General features: G+C 72.7%; 3 protein-coding genes. 2 read left to right on the top strand and 1 reads right to left on the bottom strand.

The features are described 5' to 3' along the window. Positions 1-7 precede the first annotated feature (7 nt). Positions 8-835, bottom strand: a complete 828-nt coding sequence (locus HFV08_RS27300) for a DUF6282 family protein (protein ID WP_168543127.1) — start codon at positions 833-835, stop codon at positions 8-10. Between the two features lie 365 nt (positions 836-1,200). Between HFV08_RS27300 and HFV08_RS27295 the strand changes: the two genes are divergently transcribed. After that, the gene (locus HFV08_RS27295; RefSeq protein WP_168543126.1) at positions 1,201-2,688 is read left to right on the top strand and encodes an MFS transporter; all 1,488 of its coding nucleotides are present in this window, start codon (positions 1,201-1,203) and stop codon (positions 2,686-2,688) included. A gap of 929 nt (positions 2,689-3,617) precedes the next feature. Next, positions 3,618-17,276 (top strand): type I polyketide synthase, encoded by a 13,659-nt coding sequence (locus HFV08_RS27290; protein WP_168543125.1) that lies wholly within the window; start codon positions 3,618-3,620, stop codon positions 17,274-17,276. The last annotated feature ends 54 nt before the right edge of the window (positions 17,277-17,330 follow it).

Genomic DNA, 17,330 nt, shown 5'->3' with positions numbered 1-17,330 from the left:
CCGCGGCTCAGGGGACGACCAGCGCCCGCGGGCGCTCCCCCGCCGAGGCGAGCAGCGCCCCGCGGTCGAGACCCTCCCGGGCCAGCGTGTCCACGAGCAGGTGCAGGGCCTCCGGCGGCGAGGGCGAGTCGGGCTGCCCCGCGTCCGAGGAGAGCACCACATGCTCCAGGCCCACCCGTGCGGCGTAGGCGGCGAGCCGGGCCCCGGACATGCCGGGCTGGTGCAGGAGCTGGTAGGTGGTGATCTCCACCAGGGCGCCCAGCGCGGCGAGTTCGGCCGCCTCGCCGGGCGGCATCCCGGGCACGGTGTAGCCGGGGTGGGTCAGCAGGATCCGCCGGACACCGGCCCGCCGCGCCTCCGCGATCAGCCAGTGGCACTCCGCCGCGCTCAGATGCCCGGTGGCGAGCACCGCGTCCGCCTCGGCGACCATCCGGCACACCGCGCGCGCCTCGGCCTCGGCCGCCGGGGTGTGCGGCGGGATCCCGTAGGCGTGCCCGGGCAGGTCCTCGCGGGCCCCGCACAGGCTGGGGAGCCCGTGCGCGCGCTGGGTGTGCGCGTCGGCGGTGGGCATCCACACCACCCGGCCGCCCGCGTCCAGGCAGGCGGCCACCGCGGCCGGATTCACCCCGCCCACATGCTGGTTGAGCGCGATGCCGCCGTACACGGGCAGCCCGTGCACCCGCCCCGCGGCCGCGGCGCGCCCCACCGTGGACTCGTAGTGCGCCTTGAGCACGCACCCGGAGAACCCGGCCTTGGCGTAGGCGGCCACCACGTCGATGTCGTCCGCACCCCGGGGCACCACATCGGGCGCGGCGTGCACATGCAGGTCGAACACGCGCCGAGCCTCGCGCGGGCACCGCCGGGGCGGCAAGGGGTGTTGCTCGCCGGACAACCCGGCGCCCGCGAATGACCGGCTTCGCCCTTTCGCCCGGGACTTTTCCCGCCCTTTGCCATTTTCCCGCTCGGCGCACCCGCCGCCCCCCTAGGACAGAAATCGGGAAGAAACCGGGCAAGGAGGAAGCCCGCACATCACCACCAAAGGCGCGGCTTTCACGATGCACACACCAATACCGGACGAAAGCAATTCCGGGAGAAACTGAGAGACGGCCTTCCGCACGCAGTCAAACACCGGTGGATTGCCATCCGTTACGCTCTGGATCGCGAAATTGGACGGACACTTCGACATGATCTGGGGGGCCCATGCCGAGCCAAGGCGCAGTTTCCGGCCAGAACGCCATAGCGCGCCGCTGGTGGGTCCTGGCCGTGATCGGGGTCGTCCAGCTGATGGTCGTCCTGGACGCGACCATCGTGAACATCGCCCTGCCCTCCGCCCAGGAGGACCTCGGCTTCTCCGACGGCGACCGGCAGTGGGTGGTCACCGCCTACACCCTCGCCTTCGGCAGCCTGCTGCTGCTCGGCGGGCGCATCGGCGACCTCATCGGCCGCAAGCAGGCCTTCCTGCTCGGACTGGTCGGCTTCGCCGCGGCCTCCGCGCTCGGCGGCGCCGCGGAGGGCTTCGGGATGCTGGTGGCGGCCCGCGCCGTCCAGGGCGTCTTCGGCGCCCTCCTCGCACCGGCCGCGCTCTCCCTGCTCACCACGACCTTCACCGAACCGAAGGAACGGGCCAAGGCCTTCGCGGTCTTCGGCGCGGTCGCGGGCACCGGCAGCGCGATCGGCCTGCTGCTCGGCGGCCTGCTCACCGAGTACCTGAACTGGCGCTGGTGCCTGTACATCAACGTCGCCTTCGCCGCCGCCGGATTCGTCGGCGGCCTGCTCCTGCTGCCGCGCACGGTCCGCGGCGGGGCCCGGCCCGCCTTCGACATCCCCGGCATCCTGCTCGCCGCGACCGGCCTGTTCAGCCTGGTCTACGGCTTCTCCAACGCCGAGCGGGAGAGCTGGAGCGCCGGGTCCACCTACGGATTCCTGGCCGCGGCCGTCGTGCTGCTCGCGCTCTTCGCCTGGTGGCAGACGCGGGCCGCGCACCCCCTGCTGCCGCTGCGCATCCTGCTGAACCGCAACCGCGGCGCCTCCTACGTCTCGCTCCTCGTCGCGGCCGCGGGCATGTTCGGGGCCTCGCTCTTCCTCACGTACTTCCTCCAGTCGAGCCTCGGCTACAGCCCGATGAAGACCGGTGTGGCCTTCCTGCCGATGATCGTGGCCATGGTGTTCACCACGGTGCCCACCCAGAACGCGGTACTGCCCCGGGTGGGCCCGAGGCCGCTGGTCCCGCTCGGCATGGCACTGGCCGCCGGCTCGCTGCTGTGGCTCTCCTCGCTGGAACTGGGCAGCGGTTACGCCTCGCATGTGCTCGGCCCGCTGATCCTGCTCGGCATGGGCCTCGGCCTGGTCATGCCCTGCGCGATGAACGTCGCCACCTTCGGCGTGCAGCCCACGGACGCGGGCGCGGCCTCCGCCACCGTCAACACGATGCAGCAGATCGGCGCCTCGGTGGGCACCGCCCTCCTCAACACCCTTGCCACCACGGCCGGTACGGACTACCTGGCGGGGCGCGAGCCCAGTGCCCGGGTCCTCGCCGAGTCCCGGGTCGAGGGGTACACCACCGCCTTCGCCTGGTCGGTCGCGATCTTCGCCACCGGGCTCGTGCTCAGCGCGGCCCTGTACCGCTCCGGCCGGCTGCGCCCGCAGCCCGGCCCCACGGCGGACACGGCACCCGCCCCGGCGGCCTGAGCGCCGTATGACGGGGGCAGTCACGGGGGCAGAAGGGTACGGAGGTGCGGCCCGACCGGTGGAGGCCGGTATTCCGGCGGCGGAATTCGCCGCCGGTCCGCCCGCCGTCCACCGGGGGTACCGGCGCGCCGCATTCCTGACGGTTATTCACCGCGGGAACCGATCGCGGCACGGGGGCGTGGATGAGTCCCGGGGGACGAGACCGCACCCGAGGACCGGAGAAAATTACTGACGCGAAACTTTCCGATGAACAGAACCGCCCCGCACCCAGGGCGCGGTACCGCACTCATCGGCGAACCTTCACAGTGGTGGGGTCGGACCACGGCGACAGCACGCCGGAAGCCCGCCGGCGGCTTTGTGAAGGAAACACCATTCATATGAGACCGCCCTCATATGACCGACGGGGGAAAGCAGAACGATGAGCACAAGACCGGAGCCACCGATACCCGCACCCGCGCCGCGGGGCGGGTCGGGGGGCATGTCGCAGCCCGTGACGCAGCCCGTGTCGAGGGGCGTCCCGGCGGCGCCACTGCCGACGCGGGAGACGACGCCGACGGGCGTGACACAGCCGACGGGGGCGGTCTCGGGACCGGCTCGGATGCCGGGGAGCGCCAGATACGGACGTCTGCGGTACGGGGTCCCGGCCGCACCCGGCGGCAGAGCACCTCGCGTACGGGGCGCCGCGACGGCGGGCCCGAGGCGGTGTCCGCGCGCCGAGCGGTGCGCCCTTGCGGCCGCCCGGCGCAGCAGCCGCGCCCCCGCGCGGCCCGCGCACAGCCGCTGAACCGCATCGCCGCCGCCTCCCCGGCCGCCCCCGCACGGCGGCCCTGGGCGGACGGCTTTCCATCGCCTCCCCCCACCCCTGCCGGTGAGATTCCCGGCCCAGGCCGAGTCGGCCTGGGCCGATGGTCCACGAGCCCGAGGACTCCATGAGTGACACGCCTGCTGTAGCCGCAACGACCGACCACCGCATCGCCGTGGTGGGGATGGCCTGCCGGGTCCCGGGGGCACCGGATCACGAGGCCTTCTGGCAACTCCTGCGCGAGGGACGGGAGTCGGTGACCGCACCGCCCGCCGGACGCGGCATCGACGGCGCCTTCCGCGGCGGATTCCTCGAGGGGGTGGACGGCTTCGACCCGGGCTTCTTCGGCATGTCCCCGCGCGAGGCCGCCGCCGCCGACCCGCAGCAGCGGCTCGCCCTCGAACTGTGCTGGCAGGCCCTGGAGGACGCGGGCGTACGCCCCGGTCTGCTGCGCGGCACCGGCACCGGCGTGTTCATCGGCTCCATGTCGGACGACTACGCGAAGCTCCAGCACCGCGAGGGCACCGCCTCCGCGCACAGCATGACCGGCCTCAGCCGCGCGGTCATCGCCAACCGACTCTCCTACCTCCTCGGCCTCACCGGCCCGAGCCTCGCCGTGGACACCGCCCAGTCCTCCTCGCTGGCCGCCGTCCATCTCGCCGTCCGCAGCCTGCGCGGCGGGGAGTCCGAGGTCGCCCTCGCGGGCGGCGTGCACCTCAACCTCCTCGCCGAGGAGTTCACTTCGGCCGAACTCTTCGGCGCCCTCTCCCCCGGCGGCCGCTGCCACACCTTCGACGCCCGGGCCGACGGCTTCGTCCGCGGCGAGGGCGGCGCCGTCCTCGTCCTCAAGCCCCTGTCGAGGGCTCTCGCCGACGGCGACCGGGTACACGGCGTCCTCCTCGGCAGCGCCCTCGGCAACGGCGCCGGGCACACCCTCACCGCCCCCGAACCGGCCGCCCAGGAACGGGTGCTCAAGGCCGCCTACGAGGACGCCGGGGTCTCTCCCGCAGCACTCCAGTACGTCGAACTCCACGGCACCGGCACCCGGTTGGGCGACCCCGTCGAAGCGGCGGCACTCGGCGCCGCCCTCGGCGCGGCCCGCCCCGCCGGGGACCCGCTGCGGGTCGGCTCGGTGAAGACCAACATCGGTCACCTGGAAGGCGCCGCCGGTGTCGTCGGCCTGGTCAAGGCCCTCCTCAGCGTCAAACACCGCGAGTTGGCCCCGAGCCTGAACTTCACCCACCCCCACCCGCGCATCCCGCTCGATGAACTCTGCCTGGCCGTACAGCAGACGACCGGCCCCTGGCCACACCCCGAGGCACCGCTGCTCGCCGGAGTCAGCTCCTTCGGCATGGGCGGCACCAACTGCCATGTCGTGCTCGCCGATCCGGAGTCCGCCGGGGTGGAGGCCGGGGCTGGGCGGTCGTCCGCGGCGGGATCGTCCGCGGTGGACTCGTCCGTGGTGGGCGTGGCTTCGGTGAGCGCAACTTCGGTGGGCTCGTCCGTGTGGGGCTCGTCTGCGGTGCGGGAGGCCTTGCCCTGGCTGGTGTCGGCACGCAGCGCCGCCGCTCTGCGGGCGCAGGCCGCGCAGTTGCTCGCCAAGGTGGAGTCCGCCGAGGTCCAGCCCGGCCCGGCCGAACTGGCCGACCTGGCAGGCTCCTTGGCCACCACCCGCTCGGCCTTCGAGCACCGTGCCGCCGTACTCGTCGAGGACCACGACTCCCTGCTGTCCGGCCTTGCCGCCCTCGCCGGGGGACGCGGGGCCAGCAATGTGCTGCGCGGCGTGGTCCCGCGCGGCGAGACGGAGGCAGGAGGGGAGGAGGGAAGCGGCCAGGTAGCGGGCAAGGTGGCGTTCCTGTTCTCCGGTCAGGGCAGTCAACACGCGGGTATGGGACGGGAGTTGTACGAGGCCTTCCCGCTGTTCGCCGCGGCCCTCGACGAGGTCGTAGCCGCCCTGGACCCGGAGTTGGCCTCCCGCCTGACCGCACACACCACGCTGCCCGCCGTCCCGCTACGCGAGGTGATGTTCGCCGAACCCGACACCGAACACGCCGCCCTGCTCCAGCAGACCGCCTACACCCAACCCGCACTCTTCGCCCTGGAAGTCGCGCTCCACCGCCTCCTGGCCCACTGGGGGATCACCCCCGACCTCCTGATCGGCCACTCGCTCGGCGAGATCACCGCCGCTCACCTCGCCGGGGTCCTGGACCTGCCCGACGCGGCCGTCCTGGTGACCACCCGGGCCACCCTCATGCAGGCACAGCCCACCGGCGGAGCCATGACCGCCCTCCAGACCACCGAGGACGAGACGACCGCGAGCCTTCCGGCCGACGGGACGGTGACCATCGCCGCCGTCAACGGGCCTACCGAGACAGTGATTTCAGGCGACCACGACGCCGTCCACACCCTCGCCGCACACTGGGCCTCCCAAGGCCGCAAGACCACCCACCTCCACGTCAGCCACGCCTTCCACTCCCCCCACATGGACGGCATGCTCGACACCTTCCGCACCACCCTGCGCACTCTCACTTTCCATGCGCCGGTGACACCCCTGATCTCCAACGTCACCGGCGAACTGGCCACCACGGCAGAACTCTCCGACCCCGACTACTGGGCCCGCCACGTCCGCACCACCGTCCGCTTCCACCACGGACTCACCACCCTCCACACCCACCACACCACCACCTACCTCGAACTCGGCCCCGGCCACGCCCTCACCCAACTAGCCACCCACGCAAGCCAGTCCACCGACACCACGAAGGCCACCGCCCTCCCCCTCCTCCGCCGCAAGCAGCCGGAGGTCCGGTCGCTGCTGACGGCGCTCGCCGAACTCCACACGCGAGGCTCGGCCGTGGGCTGGGACCGGCTCTGTGCGGACGCAGGTACGCGGCGCGTGGACCTGCCGACGTACCCGTTCCAGCGCAGCAGGCACTGGCTGGATGAGAACGCGGCGGCCCCGGGCCTCGGCACCGTGGCCGACGCGGCCCCGGAGGTGCCGCGGGCTGAGCAGAGCAGCGGCCCCGGGAGTGAGCAGGGCTCGGGGCACTCGCCCTCCGTCTCCTCGGCGAGCGACCCCGGCACTCCCCTCCCCCGTCCCGGTGAGCTGCTCGACCTGGTCCGTGAGCAGACCGCCGCGGTCCTCGGATACGCGTCCCCGGGCGCGGTCGACACCGATTGGACCTTCCGGGACCTGGGCCTCGACTCGTACGGCACGGTCGAACTCCGCGACCGCTTGGCCCGGTTGAGCGGTCGGGCCCTGCCGAGCACCGTCCTCTTCAACCACCCCACGCCCGGCGACATGGCCCGGTGGCTGCACACCCAGCTCAGTGGCGAGGACGCCACCGCACCGGCCGCCGGAGTGCCGGGCCCCGCCCTCGCCACCGCGGACGACCCGATCGTGATCGTCGGCATGGCCTGCCGCTACCCGGGCGGGGTCTCCTCGCCCGCGGACCTGTGGCGGCTGCTGCGCGAGGAACAGCACGCCCTCGGCTCGTTCCCCGAGGACCGCGGCTGGGATCTGGCGGCCCTGCACGACGCCGACCCCGACCGCGCGGGCACCTCGTACGCCAGGAGCGGCAGTTTCCTCGACGATGTCGCCGGTTTCGACGCGGAGTTCTTCGGGATCTCGCCGCGCGAGGCGCTGGCGATGGACCCGCAGCAGCGCCTCCTCCTGGAGACCGCCTGGGAGGCCTTCGAGCGCGCCGGTATCGAGACCGACCGGCTGCGCGGCAGCCGGACCGGCACCTTCGTCGGCGCCACCACCCAGGACTACGGCCCGCGGATGTACGAGGCCGAAGGCGGCCTGGACGGTTACGTCCTGACCGGTACGACGCCGAGCGTGGCCTCGGGCCGGCTGTCGTACGTCTTCGGTCTCGAAGGCCCGGCGGTCACCGTCGACACCGCCTGCTCCTCCTCCCTGGTCGCGCTCCACCTCGCCGCGCAGTCCCTCCGCGACGGCGAATGCGATCTCGCCCTCGCGGGCGGGGTCACGGTGCTGTCGACGCCGGGCATGTTCATCGAGTTCAGCCGTCAGCGCGGCTTGGCGGCGGACGGCCGCTGCAAGTCCTTCGCCGCCGCGGCCGACGGCACCGGCTGGGCCGAGGGCGTGGGCCTGCTGCTCGTCGAACGGCTCTCCGACGCCCGCCGCAAGGGCCACCGGGTGCTCGCCGTGGTCCGGGGCACCGCCGTCAACCAGGACGGCGCCAGCAACGGCCTCACCGCCCCCAACGGCCAGTCGCAGGAACGCCTCATCCGCACGGCCCTGACCAACTCCGGCCTGACGGGATCGGACGTGGACGCGGTGGAGGCGCACGGTACGGGGACGAAGCTCGGGGATCCCATCGAGGCGCAGGCACTCCTCGCCACGTATGGGCAAGACAGGCCCGAGGACCGGCCGTTGTGGCTGGGTTCGGTGAAGTCGAACATCGGGCACACCCAAGCCGCCGCAGGTGTCGCCGGAATCATCAAGATGGTCCAGGCCATCCAGCACGGACAGTTGCCCGCCACCCTCCACATCGACGAACCCACCCCCCACGTCGACTGGTCGACCGGCGGCGTCCAACTCCTCACCGAGCAGAGGGAATGGCCCGCCCTCGACCGGCCCCGCCGCGCCGCCGTCTCCTCCTTCGGCATCAGCGGCACCAACGCCCACGTCATCCTCGAACAGGCCCCGCAGGACAAGGACGCCGAGAACGAGGGCGCAGAAGGCGAAGGTCCGGCGGACGGGCTGCTGGAGAGCGCGGGGGCCCTGGACGGTGCGGCCGGGTCGAGTGCAGGTCCGGACTCGCCCTCCACGCCCGCCAGTTGGCTGCTGAGCGGTCACACCGCGCAGGCACTCCGGGACGCGGCACAACGACTGCTGGTCCAGGCCACGGAGCAACCGGAGCTGGACATCGCAGCTGTCGCCGACGCGTTGAACCGCCGGGCACGCTTCCCGCACCGTGCGGCCGTGATCGGCACCGGCCGCGCCGACCTCCTCGCCGGTCTGGCAGCCCTCGCCGAGGGCTCGCCGCACAGCAACGTCGTCACCGGCACGGCTCGCGAAGGCAAGACCGTGTTCGTCTTCCCCGGTCAGGGCTCGCAGTGGGTCGGCATGGGGATCCAACTCCTCGCCACCTCACCGGTGTTCGCGAAATCCATGGAGGAGTGCGCCCAGGCGCTGGCGCCCTTCACCGACTGGAACCTGCTCGACGTACTCGACGACGCCGAAGCGCTCGCCCGCGTCGATGTCGTACAGCCCGCCACCTGGGCCGTCATGGTCTCCCTGGCCCGCTGGTGGCAGGACCACGGCATCCAGCCGGACGCCGTCATCGGCCACTCCCAAGGCGAAATCGCCGCCGCGCATATTGCCGGTGCGCTGAGTCTTGAGGATGCCGCGCGGGTCGTCGCCCTGCGCTCGAAGGCGCTTACGACGCTGGCGGGTACGGGCGGCATGATGTCCCTCGCCCTCAGCGCCGAGCAGGCGGGCGAGCTGATCTCGTCGTACGGAGACGACCTCCACCTCGCCGCCCTCAACAGCCCCACCTCCACCGTCGTCGCCGGAACCACCCAAGCCCTCGACGCACTCCAACAGCACTGCGAGGCAGAGGGAATTCGCCACCGCCGCATCCCCGTCGACTACGCCTCCCACACACCCCTCGTAGAACCCCTACGCGCCGAACTCGCGGCACAGATAGGCGAACTGACGCCCCGCCAGTCCGACATCCCGTTCTACTCCACCGTCACCACCGAACCCGTAGACACCACCACCCTCACCACCGACTACTGGTTCACCAACCTCCGCACCACCGTCCACTTCGCCCCCACCATCCACCGCCTCCTCACCCACGGACACACCCACTACATCGAAACCAGCCCCCACCCCGGCCTCACCACCGCCATCCAAGAGACCGCGGACACCCACACCCAAGCCACCACCCACCCCACCCTCCTCCGAGACGACGACACCCCCACCCGCCAACACCACGCCCTCGCCCACGCACACACCCACGGCCTCACCCCCACCAACACCACCCACAACACACCCACCACCCACCACCCCGACCTCCCCACCTACCCCTTCCAACACAAGCGCTACTGGCTCGCCCCGGCGGGCAGTGCGGGGCCCCGTGCCTCTGGTCACCCGCTCCTCGGAGCCCCGGTGGCCGTGGCGGGGACGGAGGGTGTGCTGTTCGACGGGAAGTTCGGGCTCTCCACCCACCCGTGGCTTGCGGATCACGCGGTGTCCGGAACGGTGCTGCTGCCCGGTACGGCCATGCTGGAGATGGCGCTGCACGCGGCCGTCCACGTGGGCTGTGCGCGCCTCGACGACCTGACGCTGTCCGACCCCGTGCTGATCCCGGCCGGTGGAGCGGTCCAGCTCCAGGTGACGGTCGGCGCGCCGGACACCGAGGGCCGACGCCCGGTGCACCTGCACTCACGGCCCGCGGAGACCCGGACCAGCGCCGGGCAGCCGCAGGACACCCCGTGGACGCTCCATGCCGAGGGCACGCTGTCGCCTGGCACGGAGGCACCCCTCTCGGGAGCGGCGGATAGCGATGCGGATCCGGTGTGGCCGCCCCGGGACGCCGAGTCCGTCCCGCTGGCCGACGGCTACGCCCGGCTCGGTGCGCTCGGCTACGACTACGGGCCCGTGTTCCAGGGCCTGCGGACCCTGTGGCGCCGTACGGACGAGGTCTTCGCCGAGGTGGTACTGCCGGAGGACGTGCGGCAGGCAGCGGGGCCGGGCTCCGGCGGGGGCTTCGACGCGCACCCCGCGCTGCTCGACGCGGTCCTGCACGCCGTGCTCCTCGGCGGCACGCTCGCGGCACCGGCCGACTCCGCGGAGGAACGGGCGCTGCTGCCGTTCGCCTGGTCGGGGGTGCGTCTCCATGCGACCGGGGCCACGGCGGTACGCGCGTATGTGCGGCCGGTGGGACCGGATGCGGTCTCGCTGGAGCTGAGGGATCCCGCCGGTGGGCCGGTGGCCTCCGTGGAGCGGCTGACCTTCCTCCCGGTGGCGGTGGAGCAGCTGCGGGCACGGGCGACCGCCCGGCACGACGGCCTGTACCGGATGGACTGGGCACCCCTGCCCGCCGCGACGGCCTCGCCCACGGTGGCCGTCCCGGACACCGGCACGTGGTATCTGCTCGACGCGGGAGCCTCGGAGACGCGCCTCCCCGCGCCCGACAGCACAGAGCCCACGGCGAGCACGGAGAGCACGGAGTACACCGAACTCTCCCTGGGCGCACACGGGTTGCCCGCCTTCGCCGATCTGGACTCGCTCGCCGGGCAGGTGTCCCGGGGCGAGAGCGCGGCCCCGGACGTGGTCCTCGTCCAAGGTGTGGTTTCCGTCCACGACTTGGCGCTGGACCGGGCCCCCGAAGGGTCGTCCGGCGCCGAGGCCGTGCGGCAAAGCGCGGCACGGGCACTGGAGTTGGTACGGCAGTGGCTCGGCACCGAGCAGTTCGACGGGGCGCGGCTCGTCTTCGTCACGCGCGGCGCGATGGCCGTTCAGCCGGGCGAGGAGGTGCGCGACCTCGCCGGCGCGGCCCTGTGGGGACTGATACGGGCCGCCGAGACGGAGAACCCGGGCCGGTTCGGGCTGCTCGACCTGGACGAGGACCCGGAGTCGGTACGTGCGCTGCCATGGGCCATAAGCAGCGGGGAGCCCCAACTCGCCCTGCGCGGAGGTGAGTCGGCGGTACCTCGCCTCGTACGGATGTCCGGGAGCGGCGAGTCCCCTGGGACCGGCGAGTCGGCGGCCGACTGGGATCCCGAGGGCACCGTGCTGCTCACCGGGGGCAGCGGCTCGCTGGCCGCGCTGCTGGCGAGGCACCTCGTCACGCAACACGGCGTACGCCATCTCCTGCTCGCGAGCCGCCGTGGCCCGCGGGCGGAGGGCGCGGACGAGCTGCGCGGCGAACTCCTCGCCCTGGGCGCGGCGTCCGTGACCCTCGCCGCCTGCGACCTGTCGGAGGAGGGGGCCACCCGCGAACTCGTCGCCGCCCTCCCCGAGGCGCGGCCGCTCACCGCGGTGGTCCATCTGGCGGGTCTGCTCGACGACGGTCCGGTCACCACGCTGACCCCGGAGCGCCTCGGCAGGGTGCTCGCCCCCAAGGTGGACGCGGCCTGGAACCTCCACCACGCCACACGCGGGCTGCCGTTGCGTGCCTTCCTGATGTTCTCCTCCGTGGCCGGAACCCTCGGCCTCGCCGGTCAGGCCAACTACGCCGCCGCCAACGCCTTCCTGGACGCCTTCGCCCAGCGCCGCCGCGCCGAGGGCCTGCCCGCGCAGTCCCTCGCCTGGGGCCTCTGGGCGCAGGCGAGCGGCATGACCCGGCACCTGGCGGAGGCGGATGTCTCCCGCATGGCCCGCCAGGGGCTGGCCGCGATGGACTCGGCGCAGGGGCTCGCCCTCTTCGACGCCGCCCTCGGCACGGACGCGGCCCATGTGGTGGCCGCCCGCCTGAGCCTCGGCGCCTTCCGTACGCCTGCCGGTGCGGGCTCCGCCGCCACGGTGGTGCCGCCGGTACTCCGGGGTCTGGTCCGGACACCTGTGCGCAGGGCGGCGACCGGAGCGGCGCCCGCGGCGGGCACGGAGTTCGCGGCCCGCCTCGCGGCACTGTCCGCCGCCGAACGGGACCGGGAGACCGCCGAGTTGGTACGTGCCCAGGTGTCGGCGGTGCTCGGCCACAGCACGGCCGAACTCGTCGACCCGGCAAAGGCGTTCAAGGAACTGGGCTTCGACTCGCTCACCGCGGTGGAACTCCGCAACCGTCTCGCCGAGGCCACCGGCCGACGGCTGCCGACCACCCTCGTCTTCGACTATCCGAGCCCGGAGGCCCTCGCCGGTTACCTGAGCGCCGAGATCGGCGGATCCGGTGGCGCCGGGGCGACTTCGGCAGCCGGGAACCGCGCCCGGACAGCGGCCGGAGTTGCCGCCTCCCGGGACCTCGGTGCGGACAGCGAGCCGATCGCCCTGGTCGGCATGGCCTGCCGCTACCCCGGCGGCATCGGCTCACCCGAGGACCTCTGGCGACTGGTCCTCGCGGGCCAGGACGGCATCAGCGAATTCCCCAAGGACCGCGGCTGGGACCTCGGTTCGCTCTACCACCCGGACCCCGACAACCCCGGCACCTCTTACACCAAGGTCGGCAACTTCCTCCACGAAGCAGGGGAGTTCGACGCGGAGTTCTTCGGGATCTCGCCGCGTGAGGCGCTGGCGATGGATCCGCAGCAGCGCCTCCTCCTGGAGACCGCCTGGGAGGCCTTCGAGCGCACCGGCATCGATCCGCTCTCGCTGCGCGGCAGCAGGACCGGAGTCTTCGCCGGGCTGATGTACCACGATTACGCGAACGGGGTGAGCGACGCCGAGGCCGAGAGCGTCGCGGGACATGTCCTCACCGGCACCCAGGGAAGCGTGGCCTCGGGCCGCCTCTCGTACGTCTTCGGCCTCGAAGGCCCGGCGGTCACGGTGGACACCGCCTGTTCCTCGTCACTCGTCGCGCTCCACCTGGCCGCGCAGTCCCTCCGCAACGGCGAGTGCGACCTCGCCCTCGCGGGCGGCGCCACGGTCATGGCCACCCCCGACACCTTCGTCGAGTTCAGCCGCCAGCGCGGACTGGCACAGGACGGCCGCTGCAAGTCCTTCGCGGCCGCGGCGGACGGTACGGGGTGGGGCGAGGGCGTCGGTCTGCTGCTGGTGGAACGGCTCTCCGACGCCCGGCGCAACGGGCACCCCATCCTCGCCGTCGTCCGCAGCACCGCCGTCAACCAGGACGGCGCCAGCAACGGCCTCACCGCACCCAACGGCCCCTCCCAGCAACGCGTCATCACCACCGCCCTCCAGACCGCAGGCATCACGGGATCGGACGTGGACGCGGTCGAGGCACACGGAACGGGGACGAGGCTCGGGGATCCCATCGAGGCGCAGGCACTCCTCGCCACGTACGGGCAAGACAGGCCCGAGGACCGGCCGTTGTGGCTGGGTTCGGTGAAGTCGAACATCGGGCACACCCAGGCCGCCGCCGGAGTCGCCGGGATCATCAAGATGGTCCAGGCCATCCAGCACGGACAGTTGCCCGCCACCCTCCACGTCGACGAACCCACCCCCCACGTCGACTGGTCGACCGGCGGCGTCCAACTCCTCACCGAACAGAGGGAATGGCCCGCCCTCGACCGGCCCCGCCGCGCCGCCGTCTCCTCCTTCGGCATCAGCGGCACCAACGCCCACGTCATCCTGGAACAAGCCCCGGACGAGGCGGTCGTGACCACCGCCGCCACCCCGGGGTCCGGGTCTGCTCCCACGGATCTGAACGCGCCGCCGCTGCCGGTCAGTTGGCTACTGAGTGGACGCTCCGAGGAGGTACTGCGGGACCAGGCAGGGCTGCTGCGGGGCTATCTGCGGGAGCACGCGGATGTCAGCGCCGAGGAGGTCGCCGGTGCCTTGGCGCACCGATCCCGGTTCGACCACCGCGCCGTACTCGTCGGCACCTCACGCGAGGAACTGTTGACCGGCCTCGAAGCCCTGGCGAACGGCCTACCGCATCCTGCTCTGACGCAGGGCACGGCTCATGACGGCAAGACGGTGTTCGTCTTCCCCGGGCAGGGCTCGCAGTGGGTGGGGATGGGGGTCCAACTCCTCGCCACCTCACCGGTGTTCGCGAAATCCATGCAGGAGTGCGCAGCAGCGCTGGCGCCGTTCACCGACTGGAACCTGCTTGAGGTCCTGGACGATGCCGACGCGCTCGCCCGCGTCGATGTCGTACAGCCCGCCACCTGGGCCGTCATGGTCTCCCTGGCCCGCTGGTGGCAGGACCACGGCATCCACCCCGACGCCGTCATCGGCCACTCACAAGGCGAAATCGCCGCCGCGCACATCGCCGGAGCACTCAGCCTTGAGGACGCCGCACGGGTCGTCGCCCTGCGCTCCAAAGCCCTCACGACGCTGGCGGGTACGGGCGGCATGATGTCCCTCGCCCTCAGCGCCGAGCAGGCGGGCGAGCTGATCTCGTCGTACGGAGACGACCTCCACCTCGCCGCGCTCAACAGCCCTACCTCCACCGTCGTCGCGGGAACGACCGAAGCCCTGGACGCGCTCCAGCAGCACTGCGAGGCGGAAGGGATACGCCATCGCAGGATCCCTGTCGACTACGCCTCCCACACACCCCTCGTAGAACCCCTGCGCACTCAACTCGCGGCGCAGATAGGCGAGCTGACGTCCCGCCAGTCCGACATCCCCTTCTACTCCACCGTCACCACCGAACCCGTAGACACCACCACCCTCACCACCGACTACTGGTTCACCAACCTCCGCACCACCGTCCACTTCAACCCCACCATCCAGCGCCTCCTCACCCACGGACACACCCACTACATCGAAACCAGCCCCCATCCCGGCCTCACCACCGCCATCGAAGAGACCGCGGACACCCATACCCAAGCCACCACCCACCCCACCCTCCTCCGAGGCGACGACACCCCCACCCGCCAACACCACGCCCTCGCCCACGCACACACCCACGGCCTCACCCCCACCAACACCACCCACCACACACCCACCACCCACCACCCCGACCTCCCCACCTACCCCTTCCAACACAAGCGCTACTGGCTGGCGTCCTCGGCCCCGCAGAACCAGGCCGTCTCTGCCGCCGACGACGCCTTCTGGGCCTCCGTCGAGGGAGCGGACGCCGAGGCGCTGGCCGGAAGGCTCAAGGTTCCGGCCGAGGCGCTGGGCGCCGTCCTGCCCGCGCTGAGCGCATGGCGGCGGCAGGCGCACCGGGCCACGGCCCTGGACGACTGGCGCTACCAGGTGAGTTGGGAGGCGGCGGCTTCGGGCGAGGCCTCGGGCCTCACCGGTACCTGGCTGGCGTACACCGGGGCGGGGGCCGAGCCGCCGAAGGAGCTGGTGTCGGCCCTGGAGTCCGCGGGGGCACGTACGGCCCATGTCGCGGAGCTGCCCGAGTTGGAGCGCCGCCTGCGGGAGCAGCCGGAGGTCGCCGGTGTGCTCAGCCTGGACATCGGCACCGCCGCCACGCTCGCCCTGCTCAAGAGTCTGGCGCGGGGCGGGGCGGAGGTCCCCGTATGGCATCTGACGACGCGGGCGGTGCGGGCCCTTCCGGAGGACCCGGCGCCGCTGCCCGAGCAGGCGCAGGTGTGGGGTCTGGGGCGGGTCGCCGCACTGGAGTACCCGCGCCTGTGGGGCGGTCTGGTGGACCTTCCCGGACATCCTGAACCGGAGGCGCCGGAGACGGAAGAGGCCCAAGCACCCGCTCTGTACGCCGAGTTGGTGCGGCACCTCCGTGGTGGAGGCGCCGCTCAGGACGGTGAGGACCAGCTCGCCGTGCGGCGGACGGGGACGTATGCGCGCCGGCTGCTGCGTCATCCGTATCCGGTCACCGCGGGTTCGGCGCCCTGGCGCCCCCGGCACACCACGCTCGTCACGGGCGGGACGGGTGCACTCGGTCCGCACATCGCGCGCTGGCTCGCGGAGGCGGGAGCCGAGCGCCTGGTCGTCACCAGCCGACGCGGTCCGCTCGCCGAGGGCATGCCGGAGCTGGTGGCCGAACTCCGGGAACGCGGCGTGGACGCCGAGGTCGTGGCCTGCGATGTGGCGGACCGCGCGGCCGTCGCGGGACTCGTGGCGGATCTGGAGGCGCGGGGCCACCGGATCGGCACGGTCGTGCACGCCGCGGCGCTGATGCAGCTGAACTCGCTGGACGGACTCACCGCGGAGGAGCTGGACGCGGTCCTGGAGGCCAAGGTCGCGGGCGCGCGGCACCTGGACGAACTCCTCGCGCGCCACCCGGTGGAGGCCTTCGTCCTCTTCTCCTCGATCGCCGGGGTGTGGGGCAGCGGCGACCACGGTGCCTACGCCGCGGCCAACGCCCATCTCGACGCCTTCGCCGAGCAGCGTCGCGCCCGGGGGCTGCCCGCCACCTCGGTGGCCTGGGGCGTATGGGGGAGCGACAAGCTGCCCGACGCGGTGGACCCGGACTTCCTGCGGCGGCAGGGGCTGCCGCTGATCGATCCGGAGACGGCCTTCGCCGGTCTCCAGCAGGCCTTGGACCACGACGAGACCTTTGTGGTGCTCGCGGAGGTCGACTGGGCGCGGTTCGTGCCGGTGTTCGCCTCGGCCCGGCGGCGTCCGCTGCTCGACACGATCCCGGAGGTCGCCGCGCTTCTCGCCGAGGAGAGCCCGGAGGCCGCCGCGGGGTCGGACCGCCATCCGCTGGTGCGGCGGCTGTCGGGGCTGTCGCCACAAGCGCGCGAGCAGGAGTTGCTCGGGCTGGTGCAGAGCGGGCTCGCGGCCGTACTCGGCCACGAGCCCGAGCGGGCCGAGGTCCCGGCGAAGACCCCGTTCAAGCAGCTGGGCGTGGACTCGCTGCTCGCGGTGGAGGTACGCAACCGGCTCGCCGGTGCCACCGGCCTGAAGCTGCCCGCCACGCTGGTGTACGACCACCCGAGCCCGGGGGCCGTCGCGCGCTTCCTGCTCGGTGAGTTGGCCGCCGCGCTGTCCGCGGACGGCGGTACCGGCGAGGGCCAGGGCGGTGAACCCGGCGGCACCGCGCCCGTGTTGGGCTCGGTGCACAGCGAACTCGACCGGCTGGAAACGGTGTTGGCCTCCGGCGGAGTCGAGCAGGCGGAGCGCTCCACGGTCGCCGACCGGCTGCGCGTACTCCTCGCCGAACTGGACGGGCCCCGTACGGCAGTTCAGGACGGGGGCGACGATCTCGACGACCTCGACCTGGTGGACGACGAGGACATGTTCGACCTCATCGACAAGGAACTCGGCGGGAGTTGACACCCGCTCCCGACCGCGGCCGCCCCTCGCCGGCCCGCCCGACCGACTCGCTCG

This window comes from Streptomyces physcomitrii (assembly GCF_012273655.1).
GTDB lineage: Bacteria > Actinomycetota > Actinomycetes > Streptomycetales > Streptomycetaceae > Streptomyces > Streptomyces physcomitrii.
Note: the sequence above shows the minus strand (reverse complement) of the source record. Positions and strands in the feature narration are given on the sequence as shown.

Bases quoted from the DNA above. Each gene is read 5' to 3' on its own strand.
- HFV08_RS27295 (WP_168543126.1), top strand. From the start codon at position 1,201: ATGCCGAGCCAAGGCGCAGTTTCCGGCCAGAACGCCATAGCGCGCCGC.
- HFV08_RS27290 (WP_168543125.1), top strand. From the start codon at position 3,618: ATGAGTGACACGCCTGCTGTAGCCGCAACGACCGACCACCGCATCGCC.